The 18,775-nt window shown below is 72.3% G+C and carries 16 protein-coding genes and 2 pseudogenes; 12 read left to right on the top strand and 6 right to left on the bottom strand.

Annotated features, from left to right (window positions below):
* Positions 1 to 203 precede the first annotated feature (203 nt).
* Positions 204 to 959 carry a tyrosine-protein phosphatase gene (locus G6R24_RS08835; protein WP_163548682.1) on the top strand — a complete coding sequence of 252 codons (756 nt, stop codon included), beginning with the start codon at positions 204 to 206 and terminating at the stop codon, positions 957 to 959.
* A gap of 74 nt (positions 960 to 1,033) precedes the next feature.
* Positions 1,034 to 1,519, top strand: a pseudogene (locus tag G6R24_RS08840) (lytic transglycosylase domain-containing protein).
* Between the two features lie 49 nt (positions 1,520 to 1,568).
* Here the strand turns inward: G6R24_RS08840 and G6R24_RS08845 are convergent.
* The gene (locus tag G6R24_RS08845) at positions 1,569 to 1,775 is read right to left on the bottom strand and encodes an RNA-binding S4 domain-containing protein (protein ID WP_175084788.1); all 207 of its coding nucleotides are present in this window, start codon (positions 1,773 to 1,775) and stop codon (positions 1,569 to 1,571) included.
* 160 nt (positions 1,776 to 1,935) lie between these two features.
* On the opposite strand from G6R24_RS08845, the gene G6R24_RS08850 reads away from it, so the two are divergent.
* The 6 genes from G6R24_RS08850 to G6R24_RS08875 all read left to right on the top strand — a co-directional run bounded on the left by G6R24_RS08850 (position 1,936) and on the right by G6R24_RS08875 (position 8,930).
* The gene (locus G6R24_RS08850; RefSeq protein WP_391530144.1) at positions 1,936 to 3,462 is read left to right on the top strand and encodes a PucR family transcriptional regulator; all 1,527 of its coding nucleotides are present in this window, start codon (positions 1,936 to 1,938) and stop codon (positions 3,460 to 3,462) included.
* 215 nt (positions 3,463 to 3,677) lie between these two features.
* Positions 3,678 to 4,718 carry an ACP S-malonyltransferase gene (locus G6R24_RS08855; protein ID WP_163548688.1) on the top strand — a complete coding sequence of 347 codons (1,041 nt, stop codon included), beginning with the start codon at positions 3,678 to 3,680 and terminating at the stop codon, positions 4,716 to 4,718.
* The gene (locus tag G6R24_RS08860) at positions 4,715 to 5,653 is read left to right on the top strand and encodes a beta-ketoacyl-ACP synthase III (RefSeq protein ID WP_163548690.1); all 939 of its coding nucleotides are present in this window, start codon (positions 4,715 to 4,717) and stop codon (positions 5,651 to 5,653) included. Before G6R24_RS08855 ends, G6R24_RS08860 begins: the two co-directional genes overlap by 4 nt.
* A gap of 107 nt (positions 5,654 to 5,760) precedes the next feature.
* Positions 5,761 to 6,006, top strand: a complete 246-nt coding sequence (locus G6R24_RS08865) for an acyl carrier protein (protein WP_163548692.1) — start codon at positions 5,761 to 5,763, stop codon at positions 6,004 to 6,006.
* Entirely contained in the window at positions 6,003 to 7,229 is a 1,227-nt protein-coding gene (gene fabF / locus G6R24_RS08870; protein ID WP_163548693.1) for a beta-ketoacyl-ACP synthase II, read from the top strand. Before G6R24_RS08865 ends, fabF begins: the two co-directional genes overlap by 4 nt.
* Before the next feature lie 297 nt (positions 7,230 to 7,526).
* Positions 7,527 to 8,930: an acyl-CoA carboxylase subunit beta gene (locus tag G6R24_RS08875; protein ID WP_163548695.1), complete on the top strand. Its 1,404-nt coding sequence runs from the start codon at positions 7,527 to 7,529 to the stop codon at positions 8,928 to 8,930.
* Between the two features lie 149 nt (positions 8,931 to 9,079).
* On the opposite strand, the gene G6R24_RS08880 is transcribed toward G6R24_RS08875, so the two are convergent.
* A complete protein-coding gene (locus G6R24_RS08880) occupies positions 9,080 to 9,547 on the bottom strand; it encodes a DUF222 domain-containing protein (RefSeq protein ID WP_163548697.1) in 468 nt (155 codons plus the stop codon).
* Between the two features lie 219 nt (positions 9,548 to 9,766).
* Between G6R24_RS08880 and G6R24_RS08885 the strand changes: the two genes are divergently transcribed.
* Complete coding sequence (locus G6R24_RS08885; protein ID WP_225438299.1) at positions 9,767 to 11,212, top strand: MFS transporter; 1,446 nt, start codon at positions 9,767 to 9,769, stop codon at positions 11,210 to 11,212.
* On the opposite strand, the gene G6R24_RS08890 is transcribed toward G6R24_RS08885, so the two are convergent.
* Positions 11,143 to 13,701 carry an AAA family ATPase gene (locus G6R24_RS08890; protein WP_391530143.1) on the bottom strand — a complete coding sequence of 853 codons (2,559 nt, stop codon included), beginning with the start codon at positions 13,699 to 13,701 and terminating at the stop codon, positions 11,143 to 11,145. The two genes, G6R24_RS08885 and G6R24_RS08890, sit on opposite strands and share 70 nt — an antisense overlap.
* A gap of 2 nt (positions 13,702 to 13,703) precedes the next feature.
* Entirely contained in the window at positions 13,704 to 14,357 is a 654-nt protein-coding gene (locus tag G6R24_RS08895; RefSeq protein WP_163548711.1) for a hypothetical protein, read from the bottom strand.
* Positions 14,358 to 14,757: 400 nt separating this feature from the next.
* Here G6R24_RS08895 and G6R24_RS08900 point away from each other — a divergent pair, with 400 nt between their 5' ends.
* Positions 14,758 to 15,171, top strand: coding sequence for a hypothetical protein (locus tag G6R24_RS08900; RefSeq protein ID WP_163548701.1), 414 nt, complete (start codon positions 14,758 to 14,760; stop codon positions 15,169 to 15,171).
* Here the strand turns inward: G6R24_RS08900 and mobA are convergent.
* Entirely contained in the window at positions 15,135 to 15,788 is a 654-nt protein-coding gene (mobA, locus tag G6R24_RS08905) for a molybdenum cofactor guanylyltransferase (RefSeq protein ID WP_163548703.1), read from the bottom strand. The two genes, G6R24_RS08900 and mobA, sit on opposite strands and share 37 nt — an antisense overlap.
* Positions 15,789 to 15,825: 37 nt before the next feature.
* Positions 15,826 to 16,813: pseudogene (gene moaA, locus G6R24_RS08910) on the bottom strand (GTP 3',8-cyclase MoaA).
* 169 nt (positions 16,814 to 16,982) lie between these two features.
* On the opposite strand from moaA, the gene ppgK reads away from it, so the two are divergent.
* A complete protein-coding gene (gene ppgK, locus G6R24_RS08915) occupies positions 16,983 to 17,852 on the top strand; it encodes a polyphosphate--glucose phosphotransferase (protein WP_163548705.1) in 870 nt (289 codons plus the stop codon).
* Between the two features lie 278 nt (positions 17,853 to 18,130).
* Positions 18,131 to 18,775 (top strand): septation protein SepH (gene sepH, locus G6R24_RS08920; protein ID WP_163548707.1); only part of this gene is annotated, 645 nt, incomplete at its 3' end.

Raw genomic sequence — 18,775 nt, forward strand, 5'->3', positions numbered from 1 at the left:
ACATGTGGATCCGGGGCTGGCGCGGTCAGGATCCGCGGCGTGGTCGCTGGGCCCGTGGCGAAGGTCGCGTGGGTGGTCGAAGATCCACGAGAGGCGACCCGCGCCTCGTGCGCCCCGAAGGCGCGCCCGGGTGACCCCAATCCGTCGATTGAATGCCGTGAAAGGGTGGGTGACCGGGCACACGGACGGCCTAGGATCGACTCGTGGATCGCTGGTTCAATCTGACAGGCTGCGACAACGTCCGCGACCTGGGCGGTCTGCCGACCGTCGACGGCTCTCTCACCCGCTACGGCGCCTGTCTGCGCGCCGACTCGGTGCAGATGCTCACCCCCGGCGACGTCAGCCTGCTGCGCGACTCCTTTGGTCTGCGCGCCGTCCTCGACCTGCGGGCCAAGGAGGAGGCGCTGCGCGAGGGGCGTGGCCTGCTCGCCGAGGAGGACGTCGCCTATCACCACCTGTCGTTCCTGCCCGGAGAATGGGTGATGCCGGACGATCCGCGTTTCCCCGCGATCGTGCGCGACCTCAGAACGCAGGACCGGGTGGAGCACTACCTGGACTACCTGCGTCTGGCCGGCCCCGCCGTCGCCACGGCGCTGCGGGTGCTGGCCCACGCGGATACCGGCCCGGCACTTTTCCACTGCGCCGCCGGCAAGGACCGCACCGGCGTGCTGGCAGCGATGCTGCTGAGCATCGCCGGGGTCGAACGCTCGGCCATCATCGACGACTACACGCAGACCAACGAGCGGATCGAACGGGTCAACGCCCGGCTGGCGGATCGGCCGTCCTACCAGCGCCAGATCAAGCCGGACAGCGCCGGGCAGCTGTCCTGCCTACCGGAGGTCATGGTGGGCTTCCTGGCCGGGGTCGACGAAGGCTGGGGCGGTCCGGCCGCCTGGGCCCGCACGTCCGGCGTCACCGAGGCGGAGCTCGCGGCCCTGCGCACCATGCTGGTCGGCTGATCCGGTGCGGCGCGCCGCACCGGATCGCCTGGCCGGTGCCCGCACGAGCGATCATCGCCGTGGTGCTCACCGTCATGGCCCTGTCGACCTCGGTGGGTTGCGATGTGCTGCGCCGTAACCGGCACGTCCCCGCGGATCTGGTTCCCGTGTTCCAGGCCGCCGTCGCCCGCTACGGCGGTGGGCTCACCGCGGCTCAGCTCGCGGCGCAGGCCCGGGTGGAGAGCCGGTTCAACCCGCGCGCCGTCTCCCATGCCGGCGCCCAGGGGATCATGCAGTTCCTGCCCGCCACCTGACGGGAGGTCGGCCTGGACGGCAACCAGGACGGGCGGGCCGATCCGATGGACCCGCACGACGCCATCCCGACCGCCGCCTACTACGAGTCGCGGCTGGCCAGGCAGGTCGCGGGCCTGCCCGGGGACCGCATCTCGCTGATCCTCGCCGCCTACAACGCCGGCCCCGACGCGGTGCGCACCGCCGGCGGCATCCCCGACATCGGGGAGACCCGCCACTACGTCGCCCGCGTCCACGACTGGGCCAGCACCTACGCCGACCAGCTCTGACCCCCGACCAGCACCGACCCCCGACCAGCACCGACCGCCGGTCCCTCGCTCAGCCGACCCGCAGTTCCTGGCCGGCCACCACGACCTCGTCCCCGGGGACGAGCTGACGCCCGCGGCGGCTCTCCACCTCGCCGTTGACCCGCACCACACCCCCGGCCAGCAGCCCCTTGACATCCGAACCGGCGTCGACCACGTCGGCGAGCTTGAGGAACTGACCAAGCCGGATCGCGTCACCCTGAATACTCACGTCTCGCATCCCCCCAGCATCACCCATGGACGTCACCCCGCTGCCGGGGCCGCCCGTCCATCCGCGGTCCGTGCGCGCTCCACCGCGTACGGACGGGTCACTCGACGTCCAGCGCGCTTGACAGCGGCAATACGACCCGACCAGGCGCGGCTGAGGCATGCTGGCGAGCGTGGCAGGTATCCCCCCGGATGCGTCCGAGTCACCAGCGCCCGACGATGCCAGACCGGCACCCGTCGAGCCGCCGGCCGGTGGTGACCTTCCCAACCAGCGCACGGCGACGTCCCGCTCCCTCGGCGCCGGTCCGGCGAGCGAGCAGGCGGTGCGGCGGGTGGAGCTGGCCAGCGGGATGCTCGCCTCCCGCGCGGTCACCCGGATGCACGAGGTGCTGCCGTGGTTCCCGGCGATGTCGGCACGGCACCGGGCCGGCATCCAGCTCGTCGTGCAGGCCGGGATCTCCTCGTTCGTCTGGTGGTGCCGGCGGCCGGAGCACGCGCGGGAGCTGTCCGAGGACGTCTTTCGGGTCGCGCCACGCGAACTGGTCAGGGCGGTGACGTTTCGTCGGCTGGTGGATCTCGTCCGGGTCGCGGTGGAGGCGATCGAGACCGAGGTGCCGAACCTGGTCGGGCCGGACGAGGAGCAGCGCCTGCTCGCGGACGTGCTGCGCTATTCGCGCGACATCGCCTTCGCCGGCGCGGTCGTCTACGCCCGTGCCGCCGAGGAGCGCGGTGCCTGGGACGCCCGGCTGGAGGCGCTCATCGTCGATCACGTGGTGCGTGGGGAGGCGGACCGGGCCCTGCCGTCGCGGGCCGCCGCGGCCGGGTGGCGCAACCCACCAGCCGTGACGGTGATCGTCGCTCGGGCCGGCAGCGACGCGCCGGAGGTCGTCGTCGACGAGGCGCACCGCCTCGCCCGGCTGACCGGCCTCGAGCTGCTGGCCGGTGTCCACCACGACCGCCTGGTGATGATCGTCGGGGGAACGTTCGCCACCGCGGACGACGGCATCGGACGACCCGAGGACGCCGCGGTCCTCATCCCTGCCGGGACCGCCAACGGCGGCGGCGCCGGCGGCGCGGCGGGTGGCGGTGCCCGCGGTGCGGGCAGCGGTGGTGTCGGTGGCGGCGGCAGTGGCGCCGAGGCGGGCGAGGCAGGCGCCGCGGCGGCCCGGCTCGCCGCCGCCGCGGCCCGGCGGGGTACACCGAAGATCGAGGTGCGCACCGCGCTGGACGCGGCGCGGGCCCTGCTGCCGGTGTGTGAGCCGGGACCGGTCGTGGTCGGACCGGTGGCCACCGACCTCACCGGCGCGCCCCGCTCGGCGCGGATCGCGCTCGCCGCCACCGACGTGGTCGCGGCCTGGCCGGCGGCACCCCGACCGGTGCGGGCCCGGGCGCTGCTGCCGGAACTCGCCCTCGCCGGCGATGCCGACGCCCGCCGCTCGCTCATCGACGAGGTGTACATACCGCTGCGCGACGCCGGCTCGCCGCTGCTGGAGACCGCCGGCGCCTACCTCGATTTCGGCTCCTCGCTGGAGGCCACCGCGCGCGCCCTCTACCTGCACACAAACACAGTGCGTTACCGTCTGCGGAAGGCGGCTGACGTCTGCGGTCTCGACCCCGCAGATCATCGGGAGCGGTTCATCCTGCATGTCGCGCTGGTCCTGGGGCGGCTGGACGGTATGTCATCTACAGGGCAGGTCTGACTTGTCCCACCGTCACGCACGCGGAGCACCGCACTGCGAAACCCGTCACATCCGGCGATTTCGCTGCTCTTTCCCGCGAAGGTGACCGATACGCGCAGCAGGAACGATGCACTTCGTCCTACTGATGAGTTTGTAGGACGTCTACAAAGCCCGGTCGACACATCGGTGAGTCGCCGCCAGCGACAAGTGGTCCTCGCGAAGGGTTAGGTAAACAGGTGCTCGCGATCCTCGCACCCGGCCAGGGTGCACAGACTCCCGGACAGCTTCGTGCCTGGCGCGATCTCCCCGGGGTGGAGGACAGACTGCGCTGGTGGTCAGCCGCGGCGGGCGTCGACCTGCTGGCGGCCGGCTGCGACGCCGAGGCCGAGACGATCCGGGACACCGCGATCGCCCAGCCGCTGATCGTTGCCAGCGGTCTGGCCGCCGCCGAGCAACTCGGTCTGCCGCTTCGATCCCTGGCGGCTCCCGAGCACGGCGCCGCGGTCCCGGGCGTCGAACCCGGCTCCCTGGTGCTGGCCGGCCACAGCGTCGGGGAGATCACCGCTGCGGTACTCGCCGGCGTGCTGACGATCGAGCAGGCGCTGGTGCTCGTGGCGCTGCGTGGACGGGCGATGGCCGAGGCATCGGCGCGCACGGCCACCGGGATGACGGCGCTGCTCGGCGGCGACCCCGAGGTGGTCACCGCCCGGCTCGCCGAACTGGGCCTGACCGCCGCGAACCGCAACGGCGCCGGTCAGATCGTCGCCGCGGGCACGATGACCGATCTGGCCCGGCTCGCCGAACAACCGCCCGCGGGGGTGCGGCTGCGTTCCCTGTCGGTGGCCGGCGCCTTCCACACCCATCACATGGCTCCGGCGCGCGAGACGCTGGCCGCGGTGGCCGGTGGGCTTCGTCCCGCGGCGCCGGAGGTGGCCATCGCGTCCAACGCCGACGGGGCGCTGATCGCCGACGGCGGCGAGCTGCTCACCCGGCTGGTCACCCAGGTCGCCGCGCCGGTGCGCTGGGACCTGTGCCTGGCCACCCTGCGCGAACGCGGGGTGACGGCGATCATCGAGCTGCCACCGGCCGGCACCCTGGCCGGGATCGCCCGCCGTGAGCTGCCCGGTGTGAAGATCCTCGCGGTGAAGTCCCCCGAGGACCTGAGCGCGGCCCGCGACCTCATCGCCGAGCACGCGGGCCCACCGCCCAGCGTGCCCGACGGGGTGCGACCACGTATCTCCGCCGAGGACGACGCGCTCGTCGGGAGGCAGGTATGACCGGCGCCAGGATGCTCGGGCTCGGGGTGTACCGCCCGGCCCGGCTGGTCACCAACGACGAGATCGCCGCGCGGGTCGACACCTCCCACGAGTGGATTCGTTCCCGCACCGGCATCGTGACCCGCCGGATCGCCGACGACGAGGAGACCACGGCCGTGATGGGCGCGGTGGCCGCCGAGAAGGCGCTGGCCTCCGCCGGTCTGACCGCCGACAGCATCGACCTGGTCATCGCCGCGAGCTGTACCTCCCCGTCGCAGATCCCCGGGGTCGGCCCGCAGATCGCGCACCGGGTCGGCGCGTTGCGAGCCGGCGCGTTCGATCTCAACGGCGGCTGCGCGGGTTTCAGCTACGCCATCTCCACCGCGGCCGACATGGTCCGCGGCGGCGGTGTGCGCCATGTGCTCGTCGTCGCCACCGAACGGCTCTCCGACTACACCGACTGGGATGACCGTTCCACGTGCATCCTGCTCGCCGATGGCGCCGGCGCGACGGTGGTCGGCGCCTCGGACACCGATGAGATCGGCCCGGCGGTGTGGGGCCACGACGGCTCCCGCCACGAGGCGATCCAGGTGCCCGGCGGCGGCGACAACCTGTTCCGGATGTCCGGCCAGTCGGTGTTCCGCTGGGCCATCTCGCTCGTACCGGCGGTGCGGGAGGTCTGCGAGCGGGCCGGCGTGGCGCCCGAGCAGCTCGCGGGTATCGTTCCGCACCAGGCCAACCTGCGGATCGTCGAGGCACTCGCGACGGGCATCGGCGCCACGAACGCCGCCGTCGCCCGCGACGTCGTCGACTCGGGCAACACCTCCGCCGCGAGTATTCCGCTGGGGCTTGCCCGCCTGCTCGACGCCGGCGAGATCCGCCGCGGCGACCCGGTCCTGCTGTTCGGTTTCGGCGCCGGCCTGACCTACTGCGGTCAGGTCGTGCGCTGCCCATGACCAGCACCACCACCCTGACCCCGGACCCACGTTGCGCGGCCGGCGTCCGAAGCGGTCGGCTGACCGCTGGCGCACCCGCCAGACCACACTGCACAGGAGGCACCACCATGTCCCAGGACATCCTCGCCGGTCTCGCCGACATCCTCGAAGAGGTTGCCGGTGTCGACCCATCGGACGTCACTCCGGACAAGACCTTCATCGATGACCTGGACGTCGACTCGCTGTCGATGGTCGAGGTCGTCGTGGCCGCCGAGGAGAAGTTCTCGGTGAAGATCCCGGATGACGACGTGAAGTCCCTCAAGACCGTCGGCGACGCCGTGTCGTACATCCAGCGGGCGGGTGTGGCGGCATGACCACCACCCCCAGGCAGGTCGTCGTCACCGGCCTCGGGGCAGTAACTCCCCTCGGTGGCGATGTCGCCACGACGTGGGAGGGGCTGCTCGCAGGCCGCTCCGGCGCCCGACGCATCACCGAGGACTGGATCGACGAGCTCCCGGTCCAGATCGCCGCGCCGTTGGCGGCCGAACTCCCCCTGGGCCGGGTGGAGGCGCGCACTCTCGACCGCAGCCAGCAGATGGCTCTGGTCGCCGCCCGTGAGGCGTGGGCCGACGCCGGCACCCCCGAGGTCGACCAGGAGCGCCTCGCGGCCTGCGTCGCCTCCGGCATCGGTGGGGTGCTGACGCTGCTCACCCAGCACGACGTGCTGCGGGAGAAGGGACCGCGACGGGTCTCCCCGCACACGGTGCCGATGCTCATGCCCAACGGCCCGGCCAGCACGATCGGGCTCGCGTTCGGGGCGAAGGCCGGGGTGCATGCCCCGGTCAGCGCCTGCGCTTCGGGCTCCGAGGCGATCGCGCTCGGCCTGGACATCATCCGGGCCGGGCGGGCGGACGTGGTGATCGCCGGTGGCACCGAGGCCGCGATCGCCGCGCTGCCGATCGCCGGCTTCGCGCAGATGCAGGCGCTGTCCCGCCGTAACGACACCCCGCAGACCGCGTCGCGACCGTTCGACAAGGCCCGCGATGGTTTCGTGCTCGGCGAGGGCGCGGCGATCGTCGTGCTGGAGGCCGCCGAGCACGCGGCGGCCCGAGGCGCCCGGGTGCACGGCGTGCTGGCCGGCGCCGGGATCAGCTCGGACGCCTACCACATCGCGGCGCCCGACCCCGAGGGCGCGGGCGCGGCCCGGGCGGTGCGGGCGGCGCTGCGTTCGGCGTCGCTCACGGCCACCGACGTCGTGCACATCAACGCGCACGCCACGTCGACCCCGGCGGGCGACCTCGCCGAGGCCGTGGCGCTGCGCTCGGCGATCGGCGACCACATCGACCAGGTGGCCATCACGGCCACCAAGTCGATGACCGGGCATCTGCTGGGTGCGGCCGGCGCGGTCGAGGCGATCGCCACGATCCTCGCGCTGCGCGAACGGATCATCCCGGCGACCCGCAACCTCGACGCGCTCGACGACGAGATCGCCCTCGACGTCGTCGTGGTCGACAACCGCACGATCACCGGTGGCGCGGCCCTGTCGAACTCGTTCGGCTTCGGCGGCCACGACGTCTGTCTGGCCTTCACGGTGTGAGGGGCGTGCCGGGCGGGGCATCCCACCGCCCGGCACGGCCTGCCGCCGACGCCGCGGCCCACCGGCCCACAGCGCGACCGAGACCGCCGCGGCCCGCCCCGACCTCCTTCGCCACCCAGCGCTACCTATCGCCGTGACGCGGGCAGCTCCCTGTTGGCACGGCCACACCCAGCCCACGGGCGGGTGCCCATCGTCGCCGGACCGTGAACCGACGGGAACCGGCGAGCAGGCCCGGACGGTCGCCCGTCGACCTTCCGCCGATTCCAGTCCCACGCCGTCCAGGCAAGGAGACGCACGGTGAGTCTGTCCACACTCGACCGAGTCGACCCACGCACGCCCGAGGCTCGGCTCGCCCGGTTCTTCGACCCCGACACACTGTCCGTGTTCGCGGCCACCGACCGCAGCGGCGTGGTCGCCGGCCACGGTCTGGTCCGCGGCAACGAGGTCGTCGCCTTCGCGACGGATCCGACGGTACAGGGTGGCGCGATGGGGCGTGACGGCTGCGCCCGCATCGTCCACGCCATCGAGTCCGCGGTGCGCCTGGGCTGCCCGGTCGTCGGTATCTGGCACTCCGGCGGCGCGCGGTTGCAGGAGGGCGTCGCCTCCCTCGACGGTGTCGGGCGCATCTTCGCCGCCACCGTCCGCGCCTCCGGGCGCATCCCCCAGCTCTCGCTGGTGCTCGGTGCGGCCGCCGGTGGCGCCGCCTACGGCCCGGCGCTGACCGACATCGTCATCATGGGACCCGAGGCCAAGGTGTTCGTCACCGGCCCGGACGTGGTCCGCTCGGTGACCGGCGAGGAGTGCACCGCCACCAGCCTCGGCGGCCCGGAGGTGCACTCCAAGCGCAGCGGGGTCGTGCACGTGACATGCGACTCCGAGGAACAGGCGATGGAGCGCACCCGGGAACTCGCCGAACTGCTCGCGGACCAGCGCGACATCGGCGAGGTGCCCGACCGCGAGCTCGCCGACCTGCTGCCCGAGAACCCGCGCCGGGCCTACAACGTGCGCCCGCTGGTCAGCGCGGTGCTCGACGGTGAGGGTGTCGAACTGCACCCGAAGTGGGCGCCGAACATCGTGACCACCCTCGGCCGCCTCGGTGGGCGCACCGTCGGCGTGGTCGCGAACAACCCGCTGCGCCGCGGCGGCTGCCTGGACTCGACCTCCGCGGAGAAGGCCGCCCGCTTCGTGCGCATGTGCGACTCCTTCGGGGTGCCGCTGGTCGTGCTCGTGGACGTGCCCGGCTACCTCCCCGGGGTCGGCCAGGAGTGGGAGGGCGTCGTGCGCCGCGGCGCCAAGCTGCTCTACGCGTTCGCCGAGTGCACCGTGCCGCGGGTCACCGTGGTCACGCGCAAGTCCTACGGCGGTGCCTACATCGCGATGAACTCCACCTCGCTGGGCGCCACCGCCGTCTACGCCTGGCCGAACGCGCAGATCGCCGTGATGGGTGCCGAGGCGGCCGTCGGCATCCTGCACCGACGCACGCTCGCGGACGTGCCGGCCCAGCGGCGACCCAGCGTGCTCGCCGAGCTCACCGAGGAACACGAGCGCACCGTCGGCGGGGTGGACCGCGCCGTCGAGCTCGGCGTCATCGACGCGGTCATCACACCCGGCAACACCCGCGGCGTCATCGCCTCGGCCCTGGCGGGCGCCCTCGCCGACGCACGGGCGCACAAGAACGTGCACGGCAACATCCCGCTGTAACGGCCCATGGCTGCGACCTGGCCCGGACCCGAGTGGGCCCGCCCGACCCCCCTGCCCCAGGGGCCGTGGCGGCCCGAACACGCTCCGCCACAGCCGGCTCCACCACATCCCAACCCGCCAGGCCAGTGCCTGGCTCCACGGCGGCGGCCTCATTCGTCCGCCAGTTGCACCCAGGTGCGCACGACGCTGCCCATCTGACGCGGATTCATCCACAACGCCGCCCGGGCGAAGATCGGATCCGCCCGCCGCGCCCTCTCGAGGCGCGCGGGCTCCACCGCCGGCGCGATCGCCCGCAGATGCTCGAAGCTGATGTCACCGGCGCGAAACGCGCCCCCGGTCGCCGGCAGGGCCCGCGCCGCCCGCGCGACCAGCAGAGCCGAGGCCGTCGTCGGATGCACCAGCCGACATTCACGCCGCAGCCAGGCCACCGCCGAACGGGCACCGTCGGCCCGCCACAGCTCGCGCCGATCGAACTCGGCGAGCGCCCGCGCCCACAGCGCGTCGGTCGCGTCGACCAGCCGCCGCAGCTCGACGACCAGGGCCGCGACCTCCGCGTCGGGGAGCTCGCTCACCTCGGCTGCGACGACGCCCCCCAGCATCGCCTCGACGTCGATCATGGCTGACCACCTTCCCCGTGGACCCGGCGCACGAGCGGGCCGACAGCCGCCGCCCACACGATCACCATCACCGGCCGCCGCCATCGACCCGAAACCGAACACATGTTCGGATAATAGGTCACACTTCCAGGCATGCCAAGGGATCTCGCGCGGCATAATGTTTACCTGACATGAAATAACGATCGCGCCAGCGGCGTTCCCACTGCTGGAGGTGCATGGATGGTGCCGCAGGTGGACAGTCCCGGTCGGCCGTCGAGAACGGCGACCCCACCCGCCACAGCGACCCTGCGGGTGATCTCACCGCCGCGGGCCTACCCGCCGCTTCCGGCGGACCCGCCGCAGGAGGCGATGCTTCCGGTAGCGGTGGCCCCGCCACTGGTGCCGCCTGCCTGCGCGCCCCCCGCGGCAGCGGCAGCGGCAGCACAGCGGGAGCAGTCGAACAGCACGTTCGCCGCCCTGCGCGTGCGTAACTTCCGGCTGTTCATCGCCGGCCAGCTCGTCTCGTTGTGCGGGACCTGGATGCAGACGATCGCGCTGGGCTGGCTGGTGCTGTCGCTGGGCGCGTCAGGAACGGCGTTGGGGCTGGTCACAGCCGCGCAGTTCCTGACGGTACTGCTGTTCGGGCCCTACGGCGGGGTGATCGCCGACCGGTCGGACCGGCGGCGACTACTGATGATCACGCAGACCGGTTCGGGGCTGGCCGCGCTCACCCTGGGCATCCTGGACCTGACCGGTTCGGCCCGGCTGTGGATGGTCGCCGTCACGGCCATGCTCATCGGGCTGTGTAACGCAGTGGACAACCCGACCCGGCAGACCTTCGTGCAGGAGATGGTCGGGCCCGAGTATCTGTCCAACGCGATCACCCTCAACTCGGTGACCATGAACGCGGCCCGGATCATCGGACCGGCGCTGGCCGGGGCGATCATTCTGGGCATCGGCACCGCGGGCTGCTTCCTGTTCAACGCCGCGTCCTTCGGCGCGGTACTGATCGCGCTGCGCCGGATGAACACCGCCGAACTGCACGCCCGCACGCCCGTGCACCGGGCCCCGGGGCAGCTGCGGGCGGGGCTGCGCTATGCGTGGCGGACCGGGACGCTGCGCGTCCCGCTGGTCATGATGATGGTCATCGGCGCGCTGTCCTACGAGTTCCAGGTGGTGCTGCCGCTGGTCGCCCGCGAGACGTTCGACGGCGACGCGGCGACCTACAGCCTGATGACCGCGGCGATGGGTTCGGGCGCGGTGGTCGGCGGGCTCGCCGTCGCCCGACGGCGGCGAGTGGGCGTACGACCCCTCGGCCTGATCGCGGCGGTGTTCGGCGGCGTGCTGCTGCTGGCCGCGATCGCGCCGACGCTGCCGGTGGAACTAGCCGCCCTGGTGCTGGTCGGGGCGGGCAGTGTGGCGTTCATCTCGACCGGCAACGCCACCGTCCAGCTCGCCGCCGACCCGGCCATGCGGGGCCGGGTGATGGCGCTGTGGTCGGTGGCACTGCTCGGGTCGACGCCGGTGGGTGGGCCGATCGCCGGTTGGGTGGCCCAGTCGTGCGGGCCGCGGGCGGGTCTGGTGCTCGCGGCGGTCGCGGCGTTCGTCGGCGCGGGCTACGCGCTGCTCTCCCTGCGTTCCCGCTCGTCGACGGACCCGGCGGCCCCGGCAGCCCCTTCGGCCTGACGGGCACCGTCCACCTGACGGGCACCGTCGGCCTGGCGGGCGGCGGCGCGGCCGAGTTCCGGCAGTCGGTGCACCTCCCGGGTCTGACCACGGTGGGCGCTGACCGCGTTGGAGTGGTAACCCTCGAAGACGGACAGGAAGTCCGGCTCCCGGTAGCGACGGCCGTCCACGGTGGGGCCGAGCCCGCCCTCCATGATGGCCTCGACGTCCTCACCGGTGATCGTCTTGTGTTCCTCCAGGGCGTGGGTGAGCGCCAGGATCTCCCGCCGGTTGTCCTGCAGGACCACCTCGGTGCGCTCGTAGAGTTCCCGCAGCTTGGACTCGATCTGCTGGCCGAAGGGACGGTCCGCGTCCAGCGACAGGCTGCCCATCTGCTGTTCGAGCATCGCCAGCCGGGACGAGAGGGTGTCGCCCATCGCCGCGGACGACAGGTAGCTGGCGACCAGGGTGGTGGCACTGCGCAGGTCGCCGCCGACACCGACGGTGTTGTCCCCCTCGAAGAACATCCGCTCACCGGCGAGGGAGGCGAGCGAGACCATCACCTGGATCTCGATCTCGGACTTCCACATGAACATCCGGTCCTCGACCGCGACATGGGCGACGAACCCGCCGACCCCGCCGCGCCGCTCGATGGTCGCGAGGTCGATCACCCGACCGCGCTGCATCCGGTAGGCGACGACGGCATGGCAGGCCTCGTGCAGGGCGATGCTGTGCCGCTCCTGGTCGATGTGCTCGTGGTCGTCGGCGAGGCCGTACTCCTTGATCACCCGGGCGCGCAGCATGTCCTGCCAGGTGATCGCCTCCCGGCCGTCCTTGACCGCCTGGACCAGCGCCTCGTTGACCGTGTCCTTGATCGTCGCGCCGGTGGCCTCGGGACTCATCACGGCCAGCCGGTCGACCTGTTCGGGGGTCAGTTCGTGGCGCACCTTCGCGAGGTATCCCTCGAAGGTGCGCACCCGCCCCTCCTTGCTCGGGTAGCCGACCTTGTACTGGCGGTCGATGCGGCCGGGGCGCAGCAACGCCTCGTCCAGGGACTGCGGCATGTTCGTCGCCATCATCACCAGGATGCGGTACTTCGGCGGTGGCTTCGGGCGCATCCCGAGGGTGCGCCGCACGACCCGGTTGAAAAAGCCGCGGGGCTTCTTCAGCCCGGACATCTCGGCCAGCAGTGCCTGCAGCGTGCCGTCGAACCCGCCACCGCCCCCACCGACCACGAACTGCTCACGGGCCGTCTCGCGGCCGATCTCCGCCTGGGCCGCCGCGCTCAGGTACGACAGCCCGTTACAGCCCGGTCCGGCCGTGTCCCCATCGGCCAGCGACCGTCCAAGCGGGTGGGACGAACGGGACGGCGAGGTGGCGGCCGGCGTGCCCTGGCGGGCGAACCAGGAGCGGGCTCCGGTGCCGACACCGCCACCACCGAAGTTGCCGCCGAGACCACCGCGGCTGCCGAGCGTGTCCGCCTCGTCAAAGAAGACGATCACACCGCCGTAGCGCAGCGCGAGCTTACACAGCTTGCGAAACAGTGATTTGACCTTGAGCAGGCCCACACCGACGAACATCGCCGAGAACGCACCCGGATCGACGAAGACGAACGGCTTGCCCGTCTCACCGGCCACCGCCTCGGCGAGGAGGGTTTTGCCGGTACCGGGCGGGCCCCACAGCAGAATGCCACCGGGCACATGGCCACCGCGACTTTCGATCTCCTCCGGGCGTTCCAGATAGAAGACGTTCTCCCGGACCCGGCTGACAACGTGGTCCTGGCCCCAGACATCCGCGAAACGGGTGGTGATGTCCTCGGGGAAGTACGTCTCGACGCCGCCCTTGGACAGGAACCAGAACATCACCACGAACTGGCCGACGACCAACAGCATCAGCAGGACGATCTGCAGCACCATGGGAATCGCGTGCCACAGATCGCTGGGGATGTTCACCAGCGCGTCGAAGACCGAGGTGTGCGACAACCGGGCGTAGACGAACAGGGCCAGGGCCAGACCCACGATCCACTTGACCGCCCGGGACAACCGGAACCGGTTCCAGTCGTTGATCTTCAGGAATCGCCGCTCCAGCCGACCGAACACCCGCTCGGTCCAGAACACGTAGTAGGCCGACCAGCGTTCGCCGACGAACATGTGCACCTGGCGCAGCACTTCCATGCCGAGCAGGACCAGCACCCAGGCGCTCCGGCGGGCCTGGATGCGAAAACCGTCGCTCCAGGTCATCAGCGGATCGTCGGAGACCTCCGCGGCTACCACGAACAGGAAGACCGCGCCGAGCAGCAGCAGGAACTTCGACCGGTCCCACAGCGACAGCCGGCGGCGCCGGGGTCCCTGGGGGGACTCCGCGTCGCGCGAACCGGGGCCCGAGGCCGGCGGGCCGGCCAGCGAGGACGAGCCGCCCGAGGGTCGTGGGCCGGGATCGGGATCGGGATCGGGGAGATCAGGGAGATCGGTCAGGTCGGTGATCCGGTCTGCGTGGTCCATCACGCCCATCCCTACTGCCCCTGGTCCGTGGGCTTGATCGTGAAGGACTTGGCCACGTCGCCGATCTGTGCTCCGTGCTGGGCGTAACACAGCGACGAGCACGCGAGAATGAGCTGGTAGAGCACCGCCTGGCCGTTGTCGAGCAGGCTCGTCTGGTCGATCGTCACCAGACCGGCGTCGGTCCTGACCTGGTAGACCAGATGCACGCCGTGCACACCGTCCTTCTTGTGCACGACCTCGTCGGCGAGCAGCAGGAAGCTCGGCTCGAGTCGGGCGCCGTAGGGGTCGGTGCGCACCGCCTGCTCCTGGGCGGCCTGGGCGTCGTCGACCGAGAGCACGAAGTTGCGCAGGTCGTTGGTGGACACCGCGTTCGCCTCCTCGGGCAACAGGTGGCGCACCTGTGCGAACCCCTTGGGCACGGCCGCGTCCGGAACCAGCAGTCGGGTGGCGTCAAAGCGGGCACCGGCGTCCAGGCCGACAACCCATTCGCGTGACATCAGTCCGCGCAGCATCTCCGGGCTGACGTTGCGGGCGTCGATCCCGAACAACGCCGGGCCGGGCATCTCCTGGTGGCTCCAGCTATTCGGGACCCGCAGAAACGCACCGTCCTTCTTGTTTGTCACATACTGGTAACTTGGCGAGCCGCAGCCGCCCGCCGCCAGCAGCACCGTCGCCACTACGCTGAGCAGCACGAAAGTGGCGTAAGCGGATGTTCGGCGCGGACTGGTCGTCCGGCGTCGAGCCTCCACGGCAAACCTCCAGCCTGGCGAGGTTGAACACATGGTGCGCCGTCGGGCCATGGTCCTTCGCATTCCTGGAAAGTGTGGCCCAGAAGGCCGCCAGTGCGCACAACCTTCACCAGAAAGGGTGACCGGCCGTACCCTCCGCTGTCGTCGGGCTGGCGATACCCGGGGCGCACGGGCCGAATCCGATCACCGTGGGTGGTCGGACGTACTCACCCATGCCGAGGGAGTGCGGGCGGGAGCACGCGAGGGAGCGGCTGACCGGCCGGGGGTACCCGACAGGCGGGTACCCGGCACTGTCGGTGTCCGGCACACTGGTGGTATGGCGCACTATCGGCGCGGTCGTAAGGTTCCGGCGCTTCGTCCCGGCCGCCGTCATCTCGTCGGCGGGGTCACCGTGGTGGCGGTGTTCGCCCTGGTCGGGCTCTCCGCGTGGAACCCGGTCGTGGCACTGCCCGCGCTCGGAGTGATCGTGGTGCTCGGGGTGGTCGACTGGGCGATCGTCACCGCCTCGCCCGGCAGCGCGGAGCTGCCCTCCGGCCCGGCCGCCTTCGCCGGCGACGAGCCGGACTGGGACGCCAGCATGGACACACCCACCCAGGTGCTGCCCCGGCTGACCTTCGGCTACGCGCGCGGCGGCGAGGCGTACGAGGAGCCCGACCACGACGCGGTGCACACGATGGCGATCGACATGCGTGGCTACCTGAACGAGGCCGGCCACGGCCGGATGGGCTGAGTCACCCAGCCGCGGGCCCGGGCCACATCCGCGTCGTCGTCGCAGTCCAGGCAGGTACGGGCGTCGGCATGGACGGCGGCCACCTCCCGTCCGGTGGACGGGGTTCGGCCGGCGAACAGGGCACGCACCGGTGCGCCGGCGGGCTCGGCGGGCAGCGCCGCGCGCAGGCGGGCCGTGCGCCACACCGCGGCGAGGTACTGCGCCCGGCCGTCCGGATCGACCAGGACGGCGACGTCCACCCCGGGTTCGCCCGCCGCACGGCGCAGCGCCCTCAGCACGTCCTCGGTGACGAACGGCAGGTCGGCGGCGAGAACGGCGACGTACGCGGTGTCGACGGCCACGAGCCCGGCGGCGATCGCGGCGAGCGGGCCGCCTCCGGGCGGGTCCTCACGACACCAGTGCACCGTGGTCGCGGGTCCGGCCAGGTCACGCCGGGGGCCGACCACGATCCGGCGGCGTGCGGCGACGGTGGCCGCCAGCACCCGGTCCAACAGCGTCGCACCGCCGACCACGACGGCCGGCTTGTCCCGTCCACCGAGCCGGCGGGCGGCGCCACCCGCGCAGATCAGCGCGCTCCAGTCGCCCGTGTCCACATCCCCGGGCCGACCGACCGTCATCGACCCACCGGCGTCATCGACCCACCAGCGTCATCGGTCAGCCGCCGATGGCGGACATCGGCCGGTCGGGTTGCTGGAAGTCCGGTGCGCCGATGCCATGACCGGCGTGTTTACCCCCAGACCGCGGTCCGCCAGCGGCCGGCGATCTCCTCGTCGCTGGCACCGGCACGCAGCGCGGTGCGCAGGTCGCTCTCGTCCCGGGCGAACAGGCAGTCGCGCACCTGCACGTCCGCGGTCAGCCGGACCCGGTCACAGGCCGCGCAGAACGGGGCGGACACCGAGCCGATCACCCCGACCTGGCCAGGACCGCCGTCCACCTCGAACAGTTCGGCCGACGCACTGCCGCGACCGGGCCGGGGCCGCAGCGTGAACTCGGTGCGCAGCGCGGCGAGGATCTCCTCGGCCGTCACCATCTCGGCGCGACGCCAGCCATGCTGGGCGTCCAGCGGCATCTGCTCGATGAACCGCAGCTCGTACCCGGCCGCCAGCGCCCAGCGCAGCAGTACCGTGGCCTCGTCGTCGTTCACCCCGCGCAGCAGCACGCTGTTGACCTTGACGGGGGTGAGTCCGGCGGCGGCCGCGGCCCGCAGGCCGGCCAGCACATCCTCGAGACGGTCACGACGAGTGAGGGTGACGAAGCGGGACGCGTCCAACGTGTCAAGCGACACATTCACCCGGTCCAGACCGGCGGACCGCAGCCGCGCGGCGAGTTCGGCCAGACGCAGGCCGTTGGTGGTGAGCGCCAGCCGCGGCCGGGGACGCAGGTCGGCCAGCCGGGCCACCAGACCCACCAGGCCGGGGCGCAGGGTCGGCTCACCGCCGGTGAGGCGGACGTCGGTGACGCCGAGGTGTTCGACGGCGATACCCACCAGACGCACCACCTCGTCGTCGGTGAGCAGGTGCGGGCCCGGCAGCCAGGGCAGACCCTCCGCCGGCATGCAGTAGGTACAACGCAGATTGCACCGATCGGTCAGCGACACACGCAGATCGGTCGCGATCCGCCCGAAGGTGTCCACCAGCCGCACCAGCCCAGCGTATAGAGGCCCGCAGCCCGGCTCGGGGAGGCGGTTCGGCCCTACGGCACCGCTACAGCCGCCGGGCGGGCGGCTCGCCGCGACCGGGCGGGCGCCACCAAGGTCCACCGGCCTGAGACACTTGTCCTCTCGCACGCCATCGGCACGGGAGGGCTCGGTCATGCAGGTCTTCGGGGTTGACGTCGGGGGGAGCGGCATCAAGGGCGCGCCGGTCAACGTCGAGGACGGAACGCTCGCCGCCCCTCGGCACCGGATCGCCACGCCGCAGCCGGCGAGTCCGGACGCGGTGGCCGCCACCGTCGCCGAGGTCGTGAGCCACTTCGACTGGTCCGGGCCGGTCGGTGTCGCGCTGCCCTCGGTGGTGAAGAACGGTGTGGCGCTGACCGCGGCGAACATCGACGACACCTGGATCGGCACGGACACGGTGGCGGTGCTGTCCGCCGCCTTCGCCCAGGCCGGGATCGATGCCACCTCGGTGCCATCCCCGCCGGCGCCGGCCACCGCCGCGTCCGACATCACCACGGTCAACGACGCCGACGCCGCCGGCATCGCGGAAATGGCCTTCGGTGCCGGCCGCGACGTCAGCGGACTTGTGATCATGACCACGTTCGGGACGGGCATCGGCACCGCGCTGTTCCTGCACGGCCAGCTGCTGCCCAACACCGAACTCGGGCATCTGGAGATCCACGGGCACGACGCGGAGACCCGCGCCTCGGACGCCGCCCGCGAACGCGAGGACCTCTCCTGGGAGAAGTGGGCCAAGCGGGTCGGCCGCTACCTCGGCACGCTCGAGGCGCTGCTCTGGCCCGACCTCATCATCATTGGTGGGGGTGTGAGCAAAAAGGCCGACCGTTTCCTCGATGACCTCGAGATCCGGACGAAGGTGGTACCCGCCCAGCTGCAGAACGAGGCCGGCATCGTCGGGGCGGCACTCGCGGGCCTCGGCGACCAGACCCGGCCACGTCCGAGCGCACGTCCCGCACGTCGACGTGGCCCCGCCACCCGCCCGCCGGGCGGTCGCCGTCCCTAGGACCATCCGGCCTTCGCCGGCCCAAGCGGACCGGCCCGACCCGGTCAGACTTCGCGTGTCGCCCGCCGACAGCCGCCCGAGTGGCCATATCGATGGCAGGCTGTCATCTACCGGGACGCACTCGCCGAAGGCGGGTTCCGGTGCGTCCTGTCGAGCTGCCCGCTGGGACGGCCCCCGCTGTGTGTCCCGCCTCGGGGGCGATCCGACGGGCACGACTGTCCGCGCGGGCGGGGCACATCGGTGGGGCAGGGCACGGCTTCATGAGATCAGGAGGCGCCATGCGTGAGCTGCGGGCGGTCGCACTCAGCGAGGACGGCGGCTACCTCGTGCTGGCGGACGCGGCCGGGCGGACCGACGGTGAACAGTTCCGGGTGCCGGTCGACGACCGGCTCCGGGCCGCCCTGCGCGGTGTACGCCGCAGCGAGGTCCGCACCGAGAGCGCGCTGACCCCGCGCGAGATCCAGGCCAGGCTGCGAGCCGGTGAGACGGCCGCCGAGGTGGCCCGGGCCGCGGGCATCCCGGTGGAACGGGTGGAGCGGTACGAGGGGCCGGTGCTGGCCGAGCGGGCCCGTGTCGTCCAGGAGGCCCGCGCCGCCCTGCTGCCCAAGGATCCCGGTGGCGGTCCGGGGCGTCCCCTCGGTGAGGTCGTGGACGCCCGTCTCGTCGTCGCCCAGGACAACCCCGCCTCCGCGCAGTGGGACGCCTGGCGTCGCGTCGACGGCATCTGGCTGGTGCAGCTCACCTCGGAGAGCCGGTGCGCGCGCTGGACGTGGGACCCGGTCGTGCGTCGGGTACGTCCGCACGACGACGCTGCCCGCTCGCTGGTGGCCCCGGAGATCGTCGAACCACCGGCACCGATCGCTCCCGCGGCGCCCGCCGGGCCCGCGCCACGAGCCGGCGCCCCGGCACTGACCCTCGTTCCC

The sequence above is a fragment of the Candidatus Frankia nodulisporulans genome, assembly GCF_902806475.1.
GTDB classification, from domain to species: Bacteria; Actinomycetota; Actinomycetes; order Frankiales; family Frankiaceae; genus Frankia; species Frankia umida.